The organism is Actinacidiphila oryziradicis (genome assembly GCF_005047355.1).
GTDB lineage: Bacteria > Actinomycetota > Actinomycetes > Streptomycetales > Streptomycetaceae > Actinacidiphila > Actinacidiphila oryziradicis.
The window spans coordinates 1-14,104 of record NZ_SUMC01000151.1 but is presented as its reverse complement, the minus strand read 5'-3'; the positions used below and the strand labels follow the sequence as shown (position 1 = coordinate 14,104).

At 67.5% G+C, this 14,104-nt stretch carries 17 protein-coding genes and 3 pseudogenes; 14 read left to right on the top strand and 6 right to left on the bottom strand.

The features are described from left to right. Together FCI23_RS50275 and FCI23_RS50270 are read right to left on the bottom strand one after the other, a co-directional pair. Positions 1 to 784: DDE-type integrase/transposase/recombinase (locus tag FCI23_RS50275; RefSeq protein WP_169317371.1), on the bottom strand; the 784-nt coding region annotated here is incomplete at its 3' end. Positions 785 to 846: 62 nt separating this feature from the next. Beyond that, the gene (locus FCI23_RS50270; RefSeq protein WP_246144822.1) at positions 847 to 1,341 is read right to left on the bottom strand and encodes a hypothetical protein; all 495 of its coding nucleotides are present in this window, start codon (positions 1,339 to 1,341) and stop codon (positions 847 to 849) included. A gap of 887 nt (positions 1,342 to 2,228) precedes the next feature. On the opposite strand from FCI23_RS50270, the gene FCI23_RS57675 reads away from it, so the two are divergent. The 5 genes from FCI23_RS57675 to FCI23_RS57670 all read left to right on the top strand — a co-directional run bounded on the left by FCI23_RS57675 (position 2,229) and on the right by FCI23_RS57670 (position 5,450). Continuing rightward, on the top strand, positions 2,229 to 2,399 hold the full coding sequence (locus tag FCI23_RS57675) for a hypothetical protein (RefSeq protein WP_169317369.1): 171 nt from the start codon (positions 2,229 to 2,231) through the stop codon (positions 2,397 to 2,399). 466 nt (positions 2,400 to 2,865) lie between these two features. Further along, positions 2,866 to 3,525: a DUF5819 family protein gene (locus FCI23_RS50265; RefSeq protein WP_136730665.1), complete on the top strand. Its 660-nt coding sequence runs from the start codon at positions 2,866 to 2,868 to the stop codon at positions 3,523 to 3,525. A gap of 137 nt (positions 3,526 to 3,662) precedes the next feature. Next, positions 3,663 to 4,826 (top strand): HTTM domain-containing protein, encoded by a 1,164-nt coding sequence (locus FCI23_RS50260; protein ID WP_136730664.1) that lies wholly within the window; start codon positions 3,663 to 3,665, stop codon positions 4,824 to 4,826. After that, positions 4,823 to 5,230 carry a thiol-disulfide oxidoreductase DCC family protein gene (locus FCI23_RS50255; protein ID WP_136730663.1) on the top strand — a complete coding sequence of 136 codons (408 nt, stop codon included), beginning with the start codon at positions 4,823 to 4,825 and terminating at the stop codon, positions 5,228 to 5,230. Before FCI23_RS50260 ends, FCI23_RS50255 begins: the two co-directional genes overlap by 4 nt. Positions 5,231 to 5,291: 61 nt before the next feature. After that, positions 5,292 to 5,450: a hypothetical protein gene (locus tag FCI23_RS57670; protein ID WP_169317370.1), complete on the top strand. Its 159-nt coding sequence runs from the start codon at positions 5,292 to 5,294 to the stop codon at positions 5,448 to 5,450. A 72-nt stretch (positions 5,451 to 5,522) separates the two neighbouring features. Here the strand turns inward: FCI23_RS57670 and FCI23_RS50250 are convergent, their stop codons facing one another. The 3 genes and pseudogenes from FCI23_RS50250 to FCI23_RS61685 all read right to left on the bottom strand — a co-directional run. After that, entirely contained in the window at positions 5,523 to 6,056 is a 534-nt protein-coding gene (locus FCI23_RS50250; protein WP_136730662.1) for a hypothetical protein, read from the bottom strand. Positions 6,057 to 6,746: 690 nt separating this feature from the next. Next, positions 6,747 to 7,073 carry a hypothetical protein gene (locus FCI23_RS50245; protein ID WP_136730661.1) on the bottom strand — a complete coding sequence of 109 codons (327 nt, stop codon included), beginning with the start codon at positions 7,071 to 7,073 and terminating at the stop codon, positions 6,747 to 6,749. A 103-nt stretch (positions 7,074 to 7,176) separates the two neighbouring features. Next, a pseudogene (locus FCI23_RS61685) lies at positions 7,177 to 7,338 on the bottom strand (GNAT family N-acetyltransferase); the annotation flags it as partial. A 25-nt stretch (positions 7,339 to 7,363) separates the two neighbouring features. On the opposite strand from FCI23_RS61685, the gene FCI23_RS50235 reads away from it, so the two are divergent. The 9 genes and pseudogenes from FCI23_RS50235 to FCI23_RS50200 all read left to right on the top strand — a co-directional run. Then, the gene (locus FCI23_RS50235; RefSeq protein ID WP_136730660.1) at positions 7,364 to 7,696 is read left to right on the top strand and encodes an RRQRL motif-containing zinc-binding protein; all 333 of its coding nucleotides are present in this window, start codon (positions 7,364 to 7,366) and stop codon (positions 7,694 to 7,696) included. Positions 7,697 to 7,787: 91 nt separating this feature from the next. Then, positions 7,788 to 8,894, top strand: coding sequence for a hypothetical protein (locus FCI23_RS61680; RefSeq protein WP_246144821.1), 1,107 nt, complete (start codon positions 7,788 to 7,790; stop codon positions 8,892 to 8,894). Between the two features lie 2 nt (positions 8,895 to 8,896). After that, positions 8,897 to 9,658, top strand: a complete 762-nt coding sequence (locus FCI23_RS61675; protein WP_246144820.1) for a hypothetical protein — start codon at positions 8,897 to 8,899, stop codon at positions 9,656 to 9,658. A 140-nt stretch (positions 9,659 to 9,798) separates the two neighbouring features. After that, positions 9,799 to 10,044 carry a hypothetical protein gene (locus tag FCI23_RS50225; protein ID WP_136730659.1) on the top strand — a complete coding sequence of 82 codons (246 nt, stop codon included), beginning with the start codon at positions 9,799 to 9,801 and terminating at the stop codon, positions 10,042 to 10,044. A 23-nt stretch (positions 10,045 to 10,067) separates the two neighbouring features. Further along, positions 10,068 to 10,527, top strand: a pseudogene (locus FCI23_RS50220) (hypothetical protein). 27 nt (positions 10,528 to 10,554) lie between these two features. Next, entirely contained in the window at positions 10,555 to 11,013 is a 459-nt protein-coding gene (locus tag FCI23_RS61670) for a hypothetical protein (protein ID WP_246144819.1), read from the top strand. A gap of 87 nt (positions 11,014 to 11,100) precedes the next feature. Further along, the gene (locus FCI23_RS64405) at positions 11,101 to 11,508 is read left to right on the top strand and encodes a hypothetical protein (protein WP_407646150.1); all 408 of its coding nucleotides are present in this window, start codon (positions 11,101 to 11,103) and stop codon (positions 11,506 to 11,508) included. A gap of 93 nt (positions 11,509 to 11,601) precedes the next feature. Continuing rightward, on the top strand, positions 11,602 to 12,381 hold the full coding sequence (locus tag FCI23_RS50205) for an MBL fold metallo-hydrolase (RefSeq protein ID WP_246144818.1): 780 nt from the start codon (positions 11,602 to 11,604) through the stop codon (positions 12,379 to 12,381). 46 nt (positions 12,382 to 12,427) lie between these two features. Further along, positions 12,428 to 12,637 (top strand): annotated as a pseudogene (locus FCI23_RS50200) (site-specific integrase); the annotation flags it as partial. A 329-nt stretch (positions 12,638 to 12,966) separates the two neighbouring features. On the opposite strand, the gene FCI23_RS50195 reads toward FCI23_RS50200, so the two are convergent. Beyond that, positions 12,967 to 13,761: an HNH endonuclease gene (locus FCI23_RS50195; protein WP_246144817.1), complete on the bottom strand. Its 795-nt coding sequence runs from the start codon at positions 13,759 to 13,761 to the stop codon at positions 12,967 to 12,969. Positions 13,762 to 14,104: the final 343 nt, after the last annotated feature.

Here is a 14,104-nt window from a genome sequence, read left to right as displayed (position 1 = left end):
GTTGATTGACCGGGGGCCGTCCAGGAGATCGAAGCGGCGGACGACCAGCCAAGATCGCCGCACGAGCTCTTCCCTGCGCCACAACATCCTCCACACGATTGAGGTGTTGCGACGACCAGTTGAATCCCCCCTCGCTCCCGCGGTCGCTGTGGAAGATCACTCCGTCCACGCTGCCGCCCCTCGTCGCGGCCGCCATCCGCAGCGACGCGCTGACCAGGGCCGCGTCGTGGCGATCGCCCATCGCGTAGCCGAGCAGGCGGCGCGAGAACAGGTCGATCACCGTTGCCAGGTACAGCTTGCCCTCACCCGTGTCAATCTCGGTCATATCGCCTACCCAAAGCAGGTTAGGTGCAACGGCGTCGAAGTGACGCCACACCAGGTCGCGGGCGGCCGGCCGCTTGCCCCGCCGGGTCAGCGACCTGCGCTTCTTCGGCTCGCGCCCGTACAGGCCGAGCTCGGCCATGATCTCGGCGACGGTGTTCACGGACACCTTCCAGTCTTCCGCCCACAGGTCCAGCGTGATCCGCGGCGAGCCGTACGTGCCGCCCGATGCCTCGAAGAAGTGCTTGATCCTCTCCGCGAGCGCGGCACGCCCCGTGTACGTGCGGCCATAAGCGCTCTGGACAATGGCAGGACACCGTTCCTGATCGCCGGGCGCCCGGTGCTGGACACCGTCTGACAGACCCCCGCTTCGGTCGCGAGAGAGCCCCGGTAAGACCCCGGCCCGTGACGGGGCAGGGTTCCACGGTTCCCCCGCCGCGCGATCGGAGCGGGCCTCACACACCCGTTCCGGCTGCCCCCAACCCTGGACAGGTCGAGCGGCCGGAACGGGCCCCGTACCGGGGCCTACTCGTCCAGGTACAACAGGGCCGTGATCGTCTTCTGGCACACGTCGCAGTGCATCGGCGCCTCCATGCTGGCGAGGTCGCACTCGATGGCGGCGATGCGGTCCACCGCACCGGTTGCGATCTCGGCATCCCACGCTGCGTGCCAGCGGTCGGTGTTCTCCTGGAGACGCCCGATGTAGCCGCGCGTCATCACGTAGAACCCCCGGACGCCGTGCTCCTTCATGTAGCCCCAGTTGAACTCAAGGCTCTTGAGGACCACGGAGAACCGGTGAAGGGACTGGGTGCGGCCCCAGGTCTCCAGTACGTCCGCCACGTCCCGGCGGCCGGCCTTCTCGTCCAGGCCGGCCCACTGGCCTGCCGCGTCGAAGTCGGAGAGGACCTGGTCGAGGATGCCGCCGCAACGGCGGAGGTTCACCTTCTTCTCGGCGAAAACCCGCTCGACCTCTGCGCAGGTGTTGTCGGACGGCTCCTTGCCCCTGGCGGCCTTCCGCATGCGCCATTCCGGTGAACGGGGGTATCCCCGCCCCTGACGGCTCGTTTATCCAATGCCTGGGCATCCGAGGCAGAGGCTGCGGAGAAACTTTTCCGCTCCGGCGGCCTCTGCCTGTCCCCAGCCTGTCCGCCCCTGGGCACCGAGGGTGCCAAGCGGCGGCCCAGTTGTGGCCCAGTACTCCAGCAGCGGATCTCCACTGGTGCCGGTAAGAATTCTGTTCGGAGTGATGGTCAGATGGAAGATACTTGCCGCCGCACTTTGCTGTTACAACCCCTCATGCGACTCACCACATAGGGCACCGTCTAAGTCCCATGCAATGCGACGTTCTTCTCATATTCAAATTGCGCCTTTTGGGGTCACTGCCTGCACGGCTGCTGCCGCATTCGATCACGCGGGAGTCTTTTCTTTGCCGTGGGCTTCGTTGGGACTGTGAACGCATAGCGGACGGTCCCAGGGTTCAAGGGAAGTGACACTTTCGGAGCATGCCGATCAGAACTTTTCGTTACTTCCCTCATAAGTGGTCGTTGAGAGCCTGGAGTGACTCGACCGTTTCGCTCATCGTGGAAGGTGGTTTTTCGATGAAGGCTTTCCGGGCCATCGTCGTAGGGGTTGTCGTCAGTGCAGCGTCGTGGGGAGGTACAGCTGTCGCGGACCCGTTCGGGTTGCCTCGTGACGGGGCGGGCAGCTCCTACGGCCAAGCGGGTAGTTGGGGGCATGACGACGACGATGACGGCCGCGGCCGCGGCCGCGACGTCAAAATCTTCCGGCAGGACAACTCGAGGAGGTTCTGGCTGGACGGGTCCACGTCTATCCGGCGGGACCACAACTGCAAGGGTGGCACCTTCAGATACTGCACCCAGAACGTGAGGTTCAGCCCGTCTCTGAACGTGTCCCTGATCCCTATGGGTCTCATCGGCGGCAACAACGGCAACAACGGCAACAACGGCAATAACGGCAACAACGGGAACCCCGGGAACAACGGCAACAACGGCAACAACGGCAACAACGGCAACAACGGGAACCCCGGGAACAACGGGAACAACGGGATGGGCGGCTGACCGTAACGACGGGATCGGCAACCGCAACAGGGTGACGCAACCTGATTCCGGAGGTCGTCCGCAAGGTGAACGGTGGAACCCGACGTCACGTCAGGCACGGTGACGTCGGGGAAGCCTGCGGAGTCGAAGAGGCAGACCGGCGCTCCCGCAAATGGCGGCGCGCCGGGGCGGCTCGTACGGCCTGGTGTTGATCACAGGGCCGTACGAGCCGCAGAGCGCAAGGAGCATCATGGAGCAGTCCACAAAGACCAGTGGCGATCATCCGCCGCACGGGGGCTCCGACGCACATCGCGCCGACGAGGGTCCGCCAGGTGGCTCCGGCAGGGGACAAGGGGAGGCACGCAGGCACGCGCCCGGGGTGTGTCCTCCCCGGGCACCCGGCGCCGCCGGCGGGACGACCCGGGAGGCCGACGAGCCGTCCAACGCAGCGCCGCCGCACGGCGGAGGGGCCCTCGACGCCGGGTACGTGATCCAGCCCGAGGAGCCCGATGGCTCCGCGCGTACCTGGTCCACCCCCTCCTTGGTGGTGCAGACGGCGACCGCTGTCGTACTGCTCGGCGCCGTGTTGTGGCACCTCGCGATGGTGTTCCTGACTCTCTCGCCGGCAAGTTCAGTGACGAATAAGTACCAGCAGCAGATCAATGCATACATCTATCCCGAATTCGGTCAGAACTGGCAGATGTTCGCCCCGAACCCGAACGCGCAGAATATCGCGATCGGCGCACGAGTGCAGACCGCAGGGTATGACGGTACCCGCCATACCTCGGACTGGGTCAACCTTTCTGCTCCGCATCTCGAGGCCATCAGACACGACCCGCTCCCCAGCCATCTGGACCAGAACGTGCTCCGCTGCGCCTGGGAATTCTACGTGAGCTCGCACAACCAGAAGGAGGAGAACACCAACGGCATGCGCGGTTCGCTCTCCGCCGAATACCTGGCGCGGATCGCGCTCCAGAACTTCGGGCGGGAATGGAACGGTGAGCGGATCGTCGGTGTCCAGCTCGCCAGCCGCACGAATTTGGTGGCCCCTCCCAAGTGGACCGGGCAGCCCGCCTCGGACAACACCGATTACCGGGTGCTTCCGTGGTGGCCGGTGAAAGAAAGCACTACAAGGGGGCTGACGTGAATATCGACCACTCCGCGACGAAGAAGGCTGCCATTCCGGCGCCCCATCCTCCTGTGGACAGCGTCACCGGCCTCGGATCGCCCCCTGTTTCTGGTTCCCGGCCGCCGTCCGGTCCGGTGCTCACCGTGCCTGTGTCCGTGAGCGGCCTAATCGCCGACCGCGTCGCGCGGTTTGTCGCCTTCGCCAGCCGTACCCACTCGCCGTACCAGGCCGCCACCATCCGGATCGGCTACGGTTTCTTCTTCGCGTTCTACCTGCTGCAGGAATGGCCGAACCGCCGTGTGCTGTTCGGCGACCTCAGTCCCTGGTCGTTCGACATTGCCAAGGCCTTTGCCACCGACACACACTCCTTCACCGTGCTGGCGTGGTCGGGTGGGCGGTGGTGGTTCGAACTCGTCTACCACGGGGCGATCGCGGCAGCCGTTCTGCTGATGCTGGGCTGGCGCACCCGGGCCACAGCGGTGCTTTTCCTGGTGGGGGTGCTCTCGGTGGAAAACCGCAGCCCCTTCGTCGGTGACGCCGGTGACAACATCATCCGCATCATGGCGATCTACCTGGCATTCACTCGATGTGGACAGGTCTGTTCGCTGGACGCGCGCCGCCGTCGGCTGCATCCGCGCGAGCCCCGGCACGACCGGGCCGGTGTGGTGATGTGGCTGGCGCTCGGGCTGCCGCTCCTGTGGATGTCCATCGTCAACTGGGCAGGCTGGCTCGGGGTCTTCTGGGTGATGTGGAGCGTCCAGGGCCTGTGGTTCGCCGCGCACCGGTGGTTCCCCCGCCATGCGGCTCGCTCACTGCTGGACAGCGGCTCAGCCATGCTGCACAACTGCGCGATGCTGGTGATCGCCGTGCAGGTCTGCTTCATCTACGGCTCAGCCGGCCTGTACAAGAGCCAAGGGTCCAAGTGGCAGGACGGCAGCGCCGTGTACTACGCGATGCACGTCGACCTCTTCCGGCCGTGGCCCTGGCTGAATGATCTCCTCACGGCGAACATGCTGGTGATCTTCCTGCTCTCTTACGGAACGGTCATCATGCAGATCTCCTTCCCCTTCACGCTCATGTACCGCAGGGTCAAGAACGTGCTGCTGGCGGTGATGATGCTCGAGCACGTGGGGATCGCGGTCCTCCTGGGCATTCCCTTCCTGTCACTGGCCATGATCGTCAGCGACGCCGTCTTCCTGCCCACCGCCTTTCTCATCTGGGTAGGCAACCGCTCGACGAGTCTTGCCGGGCGGATGCGGAAACGACGCGGGACGCACGCTCGCACGGGCCCAGCCGACGGAATCGTGACCGCCCGATGAGCCCCCAACCCGGACGGTCACCTGTGCTTGTCTACGACGGTGACTGCAGTTTCTGCACGACCTCGGTGCGGTTCGCCGAGCGCCGCATCCGGCCCCACTGCAACGTCGTTGCCTGGCAGTTCGCCGATCTGGGCTCGTTGGGTATCACCCAGCAGCGAGCAGAGTACGAAGTGCTGTGGGTCACTCCCACAGGCACGGTTCACGGCGGTTCCCAGGCCATCGCCAAGCTCCTGCTGAACGCAGGCAGAGGGTGGACCCTCCTGGGCACTCTGCTGGCCCTGCCTCCCGTACGGTGGCTTGCTCACGGCACCTACAGACTCATCGCAAACAACCGCGAGCGGATGCCAGGCGGCACAGCAGCCTGCGCGCTGCCCGCCGACCACAGACCGAGCAGCACGCTCTGATCGGTGCCCGGGCTGCGGCCTGCCTCGGAGGCAGGCCGCAGGGACATGAAAGCAGGGCCTCTTGGTCCGCACCGGACGCGGACCCGAGAACATGGCCACCCTCCGCAACTTCGCGATCAACCACCCTCGCACCGCTGGACACACCAACATCGCGGCCGGCCTCCGCGAGATGTCCTACGAGCCGTTCACCCGCCCCCTGGACCTCCCCGGCATCGCCTGACCAGCACAGATCAGTGATCATTCAGACTTTGAAACCGCCCTGCCTGAGCAGCGTGGGACTGTCGGCGGTTTGTCATCGTCGTGCGTCGGGCGGGGGATTCGCGTCGCTCGGATGCGTGCCGAGGTTCCAAAACCGCCAGGAGTGTGCCGAGGATGGGTTCGCCAGGTGGATTTCCAATTGATCCCGCGCCCGGTCGGCGTAGCGGATCACCACGGTGGCGTCGGCACTGTCAGACTCATTACCGACGACGGTTGCTGTCGTGGTGCCGCTGTTGACGTCATGTGTGTGGGTGAAGTCGGCAGTCGAGAATCCGATGGGGCCGCTGTTGTCTGGCGATGGGACCACCGCGCGGAGCTCGCTCACGCTGTGCTGGGCGACCGCGCGTAGGTAGCAGCGGATGAGTCCGGCCTGGTCCGAGTTGCCCTTTTGGATGTCGACCGGCCAGGAACATGACGGCGCTGCCGCGTCGGGCCCCTCGGAGACATCCTGAACCTTCCGCCATGTGGCAGGACCCAGCCAGAGGGCAAGCAGCACCACCAGGGCAGTCACAACCGCTTTGACGAGCCAGCGCCTCGTTCGCCGCGGAGCCCCCGTATCGACGATCATCCCGTCCCTTCCTGCCAGTGCCCGCAGCGCGGGACGCGCCGCTGCGCATCGCCCCGATTTTTCGCATCTTGTCAGTCAAGCCGCTAGCGCCCAGCCCAGCCACAGCATCCCCCCGCTCCCATCCCGTCTGCCGTCGGCCCGCACTCCTGTGGAGCGGGCGTGGTTCAGGGCGTCAAGGTGGAGCGCGCCACTGTACGAACGACCTTGACGCCCTGGGCCGCGCCCGCTCGGCTTGCCCGGGTCGATGGCAGGTGGGATGGGAGCCCCGCCCACGCCACAACGAACGTGCGGACGCTGGCGGGTTGGGTCCAACTCGGAGCCGGAGCGCCCTCGCCGGAGGCATGTTCGTGCGCTGCCCCGGGCTGTCGTGGTTCGCTTCTCATGCCCTCGGCCTACTCCACGCGGGCGCGCGCGGCGCCGGCCGAGCCGAGCGGGGCGGAGACAGGAGCGACGGCCGGCCGGGAGCCGGACGCGCGCCCGGCGGAGCGCAGCGCAGCCGGGTGCCTTGAAACCGTAGAGAAAGTTGTTACTCAGACTGCTTGGCGGGTGTCCCCACGTCGGCTCAGCGGCCCGCTTCCGCGCTGTCCGGCACGAGCCGACTCGTGAAGCCTTCATGGCACAGCTGCTCGTACGCCGCCATCACGTCGTCCGGTACCTCCTGGCTGATCGTCATTCCTCACGACGGGAAGATCAGCAACCGCAGCGTTCCAGCGACAGCTGAACAGCGACAGGCAGGCTCAGCAGGACGAGCCGGATCACCGCCACGGCGATCCCCGCCCGTACCGTCTGCGGATGGTTCGCCCGCCGCCCCACCGCGCAACACGTCCCCAGTACCGAGCCGATCAGCAGCACGGGGAGTGCAATCAGCGACGCGTTGGGCCCGGCGGACTCCCCCGGTACCCCGCTGTCCGGTTCGAGGAGGAAGTACGTGGCCACCGCGCTCACGGCCAGGTCCAGCGCGAGCACGGCCAGCCACGCCCGCCCCGGCCCGAATCTGCGCCCCTCGGCTTCCGCCATCCCGCTCCCCCCGCCCCGGTCACGCGCCCCTGCGCGCTCCCGCATCGTACTGACCAGCGGTGCAATCAACGGCCTGCCCCATGGCGCCCGCCAATGGCTTCAGTCACCGCGCCAGGGGTACCCGTTCCGGAGCCGGCGAGTCGTCCACGAATCCGTGATCCGTCGGACGGGCCAGCCGTTGGGCCAGCCATCCGGACACGCGGGGGCCGCCATTGACCGCGCCGCCCTCACGGACTGTTCGGACGTACTCGAACCCCTGGCGAAGCGACCCGACCGGCGCGAAGTACGGGATGCCCACCTTCCCGTTCCGTCTCGCGCCGGACGGGTACGCCACCCGCCGCCAGTTGCGAGCCGCCGGCCTGCGGCCCGGCGGGCAGAACATCGCCGCTCAGCTCATGTGGTTCTCCTGCCGCTACGGCCGCCGGGTGCGGGTCGCCTACCTGTACCGCGTCGACCGCGCGCTTCCGGTGCGGCCGATGACGCCGGCGAAGTGGGCGGCGCTCGCGCTGGCGAACGCTGCCCGCCGCACCTGCCCGACCTGCCGACGGGACGCCGGATACGTCATTCCGGCCTCGCTCGGATGCTGTGTGACCTGCGCGGAAAGTCCGTCTCTCGCCGCTTGACCTGCACGGCTCATTACACCGAACGGGCCCGGCCGCCCACCTCCTACAGCGACGGCCGGGCCCTACTCCCGATGAAGGAGCACCAACCATCGTGACGGAAAACAACGCCTTCCCGCCTCCCGACGACCCCGACGGCCGCACGGCCGACGTCCTGACGTTCCCGCTGAAGAAGACACCCGCGCCCGGTGCGGACGCTCTCGCCGTCGGCGAGGTGAAGCCGGGTGAGTGGGAGGCCACGCTTCCCGACACGGACGACCCCGAGGCCGACGACCTGACCGAGGGCGCCCCGGTCGACCCGCCGCGTGCGGTCTACCCGCCGTCGGTGGCGGAGTGGATGGAGGCCAAGGACAAGGGCCGCCTTCCGGTGCTGCCGGAGTGGGTGAAGCTGCCCGACCAGCGCACGGCGGTGCGCCGTTGGGCGGTGCGGCACTACTCGACCATGGTCGGGTATCACGCGCTGCGCCTGCCGTGCGTCTACACGCCCAAGCTGCTGGCCTACTCCCCGCGGGGAGCGTGGCGTTGGTCGTCGGCGGTCGGCAAGTGGGTGTTCGACACCGAGGGCCGCCCGCTGCGACTGGCGGCCGTGGCCGCTGAGGATGCCGGGCAGTACTTGAGTCTGTCGCGGCAGCGCAACGACCGCGTGCGGCTGCGCGGCATCCTCGCCACGGTCGTCGGATTCGTCGGCCTCGCCGCCGCCCTCACGCTGTATGTGATGGCACCCTCATGGGTGCTCTACCTCACGGTGGCGACGCTGACCACGACGTTGGGTGTGGTGGGGGCGCCGGCGGACCGGCCGTTGATCGACCGGGCCAAGGTGACCTTCCGCAAGCGCAAGCTGTCCTCCGACATCATCACCCGGGCGTTCGCTGCGGCCGGCCTGACCAAGGCCGACCAGGGCATTGCGTTCCCGCGTCCGATCGGCCGGGACGGCGATGGCTGGCGGGTCGTGGTGGACCTGCCGTACGGCAGGACGTTCGCCGACGCGATGATGAAGCATGAGGCTCTGGCTTCGGGTATCGACATCGCGACCACTCAGCTCTTCCTCGACAAGGACGAGTCCAGTGCGCGGCGGGTGTCGCTGTGGATCGCCGACCGGGACCCGCTCGCCGTCCCCGCCGGCCGCTCGCCGCTGCTGGGGGCGACGCGGGTGGCCCGGAGGGCAAGCTCACTCCGGAGATCAGCTGGGACAAGAAGCTGAACATGCCGCTCACGCTGGTGGTGGTGGACGAGGTGCAGGAGTACTTGCAGCACCCCGTGCACGGCAAGACCATCCTGGAGCTGCTGGTCTACCTCGCCCGCGTCGCCCCGGCGGTGGGGGTGTCGGTGATGAACTCCACGCAGAAGCCGGACGACACCGCGTGCCCGTCGGTGCTGCGTGACCAGCATCAGGCCCGTTTCTCGTTGCGGGTGGGGTCCTGGCAGGTCTCCGATGTGGTGCTGGGCGCCGGCTCCTACAGCGAGGGTCTGGACGCTTCACGGCTGCTGAAGTCTCACAAGGGTGTGGGGCTGCTCAAGGGCATGTCCGATGATGCCGGGATCGTGCGCACCTACCTCGCCGACGGCCGTGACGCCGACACCGTCCTGACCCGCGCCCGCGATCTGCGGGAGGCCGAGGGCACCTTGTCCGGCGACGCCGCCGGCGAGGTCACCGCGACGCGGTCGGCGGACGCGATCCTCGACGAGGTGGCCATGGTGCTGGGCCGCACCGAGGACAAGGTGTGGTCCGAGACCGTCGTGGACCGCCTCGCCGACCTCAACCCGGACGCGTACGGCGCATGGGCAGGGCTGGAGGGTCGTGCGAAGGCGGACCAGCTCGCGTCCGCGTTGAAGCGGTACGGCATCGCCACCGGCCAGGTGTGGGGCAAGGCCGAGGGCGGCAAGGGCGCCAACCGGCGCGGCATCGAGCGTCAGCACATCATCGACGCGATTACTCAGCGCAACAGCAAGCGGCCCGACCGATAGGTCCCGTAGGTCGCTAGGTCTAGCAACTCACCTCGCTAGACCTAGCGACCTCGCTAGCGACCCACACCGGCACTGATCAGGTCGCTAGCACCTAGCGACTCACCTGCGGAAACCCCCTGAACCTGCCGGGGAGCCCCCTCATGGCCCTTGCTGTCCTCGCTAGCGCCTGCCTCCTGCTCATCACCCTCGGTTATATCGGCCGGTGCTGGCTCCGGCCGTTCACCCCGTGCCGGCACTGCCACGGCATGGGCCACGCCCTCACCACCGACCGCAAGGGACGACCCAAGCGCGGCAAGGACTGCCGCCACTGCCACGGCCACGGCATCCGCACCGGCCGCCACCTCTGGAACGCGTGGACCCGCACCCGCCGCGCCGGCACCCGCTAACCCGACCGAGAGGACCCGCCGCCATGACGATCCACAGTCCCCGCCCGGCCGCCCGACACACGGCCGTCGAAGTCCACCAGCCCCTACCGTTCACCCCCATGCAACCGCATGCGGCACCGCTCGCACCCGCGCCCGGTGCGGTCGCCGTCGTGCAGAGCGTGCAGCTCCCCGACGGCCGCATCGTCACCGGCTACGCCCTCACCCCGCCGGCGCCCGCGGCTGCCGAGGCGCGGCCGGCCGTCAGCCGCACGGCAGTGAACATCGCCCTCGGTGGCGTCGGGTTCGCCGCCGTCTGCGGCGGCCTGGTCCTGCTCACCTCGTTCATCGCCGCACTCGCCGCGCTGGTCCAGCAGCTCGTCATCCGCCGCCGTCATCTTCGGCGGCTTCATCGCCGTGCAGGTCCTCGGCCACGGCCGCAGCGAGGGCGGAACGGTGGTGAACATCCGCAAGGCCGTCTTCAAGCGCAACCACTTCCACGGCTGAACACCCCACCGACAAGGAGGATTGCCCGTGTTCGAGGTCCGCGTCATCTGCGACCCCGTGGACACCGACCGCATCACCGCCGCCCTGGCGACGGTGTTCACCACCGGCACCCACCGTCGCTACCCCTCCCGCTCCGGCAGCAGGACCCGCCTGTACGTAACCGCCGAACTCCCCACCACCGTCACCCCGCAGACCGGCCAGACGGACGCGCGCCGCTGCGATGCGGCTCACCCGGACGACCCGACCCCGTGCGAGGGGCCGCACGACGCGGTGGAGATCCGCGACCGGTTCATGAGCCGCGCCCGCGACGCCATCACGGTAGGCACGCTCGGGTGCGTCCACCACGGGGCCCGCATGCTCGCCTCGCTCGACGGCGGGCGCGTCTACCCCGGCCCGTCCGGCGCGCCCGGCGACGCCGCCGCCATCGACGCCTACCAGCGCGCGCAGGCCCTCCCGCCCTTCGCCTGGCGCACCACCGGCAGGTAGTTACGCCCGGGGCGACCGCGCCTCTCGCCAAAGATCCGCGGTCGCCCCGGTCTCCCAGCACTCACAACAGAACTGGAGACCTCCAGCATGACCCAACCCATCCCGATCCGGCGATCCCGTCGCCTGCGCGTCCTTAACGCGTGCTGCGGCGCCGGCGGCGCCGCCACGGGCTACCACCTCGCCGGATTCGAGTACAGCGGCCCCTACTTCGCCGTCTACGGACAAGGCGGCGGCAAAGGCACCGTCCCCCAGTGGCAGGAAGCCATGGGCATCCACTGGACCGACGTACGCCGCGAGATCGCCGAAGCCATCCCACCCGCCTATACCCACCACATCGGCCGCGCCCTCGCCGATGTCGCCACCGTCGATGTGGACCGGACAGCGATAGACAACGTCGGCGGCAGACGCCGACGACGAACCGGCTGCGCCAGGTCCGCGCCGCAACCACAGGACAGGCATTTCGGCGGCTGTCCAGGCGTTGGCATCGACACGTAGTGGGTTCACAGAGAGAGGAATGCCCTGGTGTCGTCTCCGAAGCCAGTCGGATCAGTAACCGGTACTCAGCTTCCCATCTGCTCTACCTGCGGTGTGCAGTACGAACCGCCGCGCATCGACTGCCCGATCTGCCTGGATGAACGGCAGTACGTAGGCTGGCAGGGTCAACAGTGGACCACGCTGGCCGAGTTACACGCCAGCGGCCGGCGCGGCCGGCTCGAGGAGGAAGGCCCCGGCGTGATCGGCGTCGGCGCGCAGCCATCGGTGGCCATCGGTCAGCGTGCGTTGCTGATCCGCTCTCCGTTCGGCAACGTGCTGTGGGACTGTGTGGGCTACCTCGATGACGATCTTGCAGTCGAGATCGAGAAGCTGGGCGGGATCAGCGCGATCGCCGTCAGCCATCCGCACTTCTACGGCACGATGACCGAATGGGGCCATGCCTTCGATGCCCCGGTGTATGTCCACGCCGCAGACCGTGACTGGGTCGGGCGGCCCGATCCGGCGATCGAGTACTGGACCGGCGACACCCACCGGATCGTGCCCGGCATGACGCTGATCAACGCGGGCACGCACTTCGCCGGAGGCACCGTGCTGCATTGGAATGATGACCCGGAGGGGCGCGGTGCGCTGTTCAGCGGCGACATCTTCATGGTGGTGATGGACCGGCGGTGGGTCAGCTTCATGTACAGCATTCCCAACTTCATTCCGGAGCGACCGAGCACCATCCGTCGTGCGCTTGCGCTGGTCGAACCGTTCGCCTTCGAGCGCATCTACGGAGCGTTCTGGGGGCGAGTGGTCACCGCCGATGGGGCGTCTGCAGTACGTCGTTCCGCAGAACGGTACCTGCGCTTCGCGCTGGAGGACGGTTCGTAACGGTGTCGGCTTGGCTCGCAGCGCATTCGATACCCGACCACTGAGCAGTACCGCGACGGTCCCGCTCGGCCTGGGCGTCCCGGAGCGGGTGGTGATGAGAATCATGGGCTGGTCCTCCACGGCCATGGCGGCGCGCTACCAGCACGTCACGCCGGGCATTCGCAGGGACGCGGCCAAGGCAGTGGGCGGACTCATCTGGAAGGTGGCGAAGACGGCGGAGGAGGGTCAGCGGGAGGACCCCGAAAAGCCGCGTTGAGACTACAGATGAGACTACGAACGCAGATGGCCCGCACCGGCGAACGGTGCGGGCCATCTGACCTGCGGAGGATACGAGATTCGAACTCGTGAGGGGTTGCCCCCAACACGCTTTCCAAGTCTGTTGGTGCCCTGCGATGGGTCATCCACCCTCGTTCACCTGCGTACATGCCGGGTCGTCACCTGTGGCGGGTCAGCATGGCGTACCGTCGTGAACGGCTCTGAACGACCGTGAATGAGACGGAGACTGAGACGGCCCAGCCTGTGTCGAGCCGCCTCGTTGTGGGTCAACGTTCTGATCCGTATCGATGGATCAGTGATCGATCAAGATCACCCACAGGCGGCCAGGACTCCGCGGAGAAAGCCAGGCCACTGTCCCTCCGCACCGTTGGCACGGCGTGCACTGTGAAGGCTGAGCTGCAAGGTCTTCTTGAGAGGGTGGGGAGACAGCATGATTGCCTCATTGCGTTGGACGAGTCGCTGGAGCTCGTCGCGAGTGGGGAGCCGGTCACTCTTGGCGCTGTTGCAGACCTCATGGGCTGGGGCGAGATTCCAGATGACGTCCAGATCGGGCCCGTGCCAGCCGGCCACGCTGCCGTATCGCCGCATGAGCGAGAACGGAAAGACGTGGTCAATGGCGATCTTGCTGTCGGAAGTGATGATTTCCGTGCAGATGAGGCACCGGCCATGCTGGAAGCCGATCAAGGCTTCGGCGACCCCGGTGACCGAGCGGCGTCGGCGCTTGTCGGTGAGGGTGAGGGTGGCCCAGTCCACGGAGACGCCTTCGCCGACAAGACTGCGACCGATGCCCGCTGCGAAGGAGCTCTCCACGATGTTCCATCGCGCGCCCAGCTCGCCATGCAGACCGGCCGCTTGTTCCGACCGGGCGACCTTGTGTAGGGCAGGTGTCAGGCGCACGATGCGCTCGCGCGGGCTGCCTTCCAGTTCGTAAAAGCGATGAGGTATCTCGGTACCGCCCCGCAGGTTATGGAACTTTTGCATCACCATCGCCGGCATGGAGCGGACCGCCGCCAGGAGTAGCCGCTCGGTGGGATGGCCAAGCGCCTTCGACTCCTCGGCCTCGCGCGCGGCTACGGCCAGGAAGTCCGACTCGCGGACCGACATCCCCGTCGGCGCTTGGGGCCCTGTAGCCAGGTGCTCCACCAGTCCCGTGGCGTATGGCAGGGCGAGTTCGCTGAGCGAGACGTCTGTTCTGCCTTGCTCGGCGTGCTTGAGCAGAGCGGCGCCGAGAGCGAACTTGTAGGTGCGGGAGTTGGCACCCATCAAGATGGCGAGTCGCCAAGAGGTCCGGGCACACGGGTCGGATGCGTAGAAGTCCACCGCTAGTGTCTCGTGATCCTGCAGTCGTTACTTTGATCGATGGGGCTCGTTGGTTCTGGCATGGAGCTCTCTGTGGAACAGACCGCTGAGTTGCGGGAGTTGGTGAACAGTCGCGACGTGCCGGCTG

Excerpts from the sequence above, each read along its gene's own strand:
- FCI23_RS50225 (WP_136730659.1), top strand. The coding sequence starts at position 9,799 with ATGGCCCTTGCTGTCCTCGCTAGCGCCTGCCTCCTGCTCATCACCCTC.
- FCI23_RS50195 (WP_246144817.1), bottom strand. The coding sequence starts at position 13,761 with ATGTCGGTCCGCGAGTCGGACTTCCTGGCCGTAGCCGCGCGCGAGGCC.
- FCI23_RS50250 (WP_136730662.1), bottom strand. The coding sequence starts at position 6,056 with ATGATCGTCGATACGGGGGCTCCGCGGCGAACGAGGCGCTGGCTCGTC.
- FCI23_RS50270 (WP_246144822.1), bottom strand. The coding sequence starts at position 1,341 with ATGCGGAAGGCCGCCAGGGGCAAGGAGCCGTCCGACAACACCTGCGCA.
- FCI23_RS50245 (WP_136730661.1), bottom strand. The coding sequence starts at position 7,073 with ATGGCGGAAGCCGAGGGGCGCAGATTCGGGCCGGGGCGGGCGTGGCTG.
- FCI23_RS61675 (WP_246144820.1), top strand. The coding sequence starts at position 8,897 with ATGCCGCTCACGCTGGTGGTGGTGGACGAGGTGCAGGAGTACTTGCAG.
- FCI23_RS64405 (WP_407646150.1), top strand. The coding sequence starts at position 11,101 with ATGACCCAACCCATCCCGATCCGGCGATCCCGTCGCCTGCGCGTCCTT.
- FCI23_RS50255 (WP_136730663.1), top strand. The coding sequence starts at position 4,823 with ATGAGCCCCCAACCCGGACGGTCACCTGTGCTTGTCTACGACGGTGAC.
- FCI23_RS50235 (WP_136730660.1), top strand. The coding sequence starts at position 7,364 with ATGCCCACCTTCCCGTTCCGTCTCGCGCCGGACGGGTACGCCACCCGC.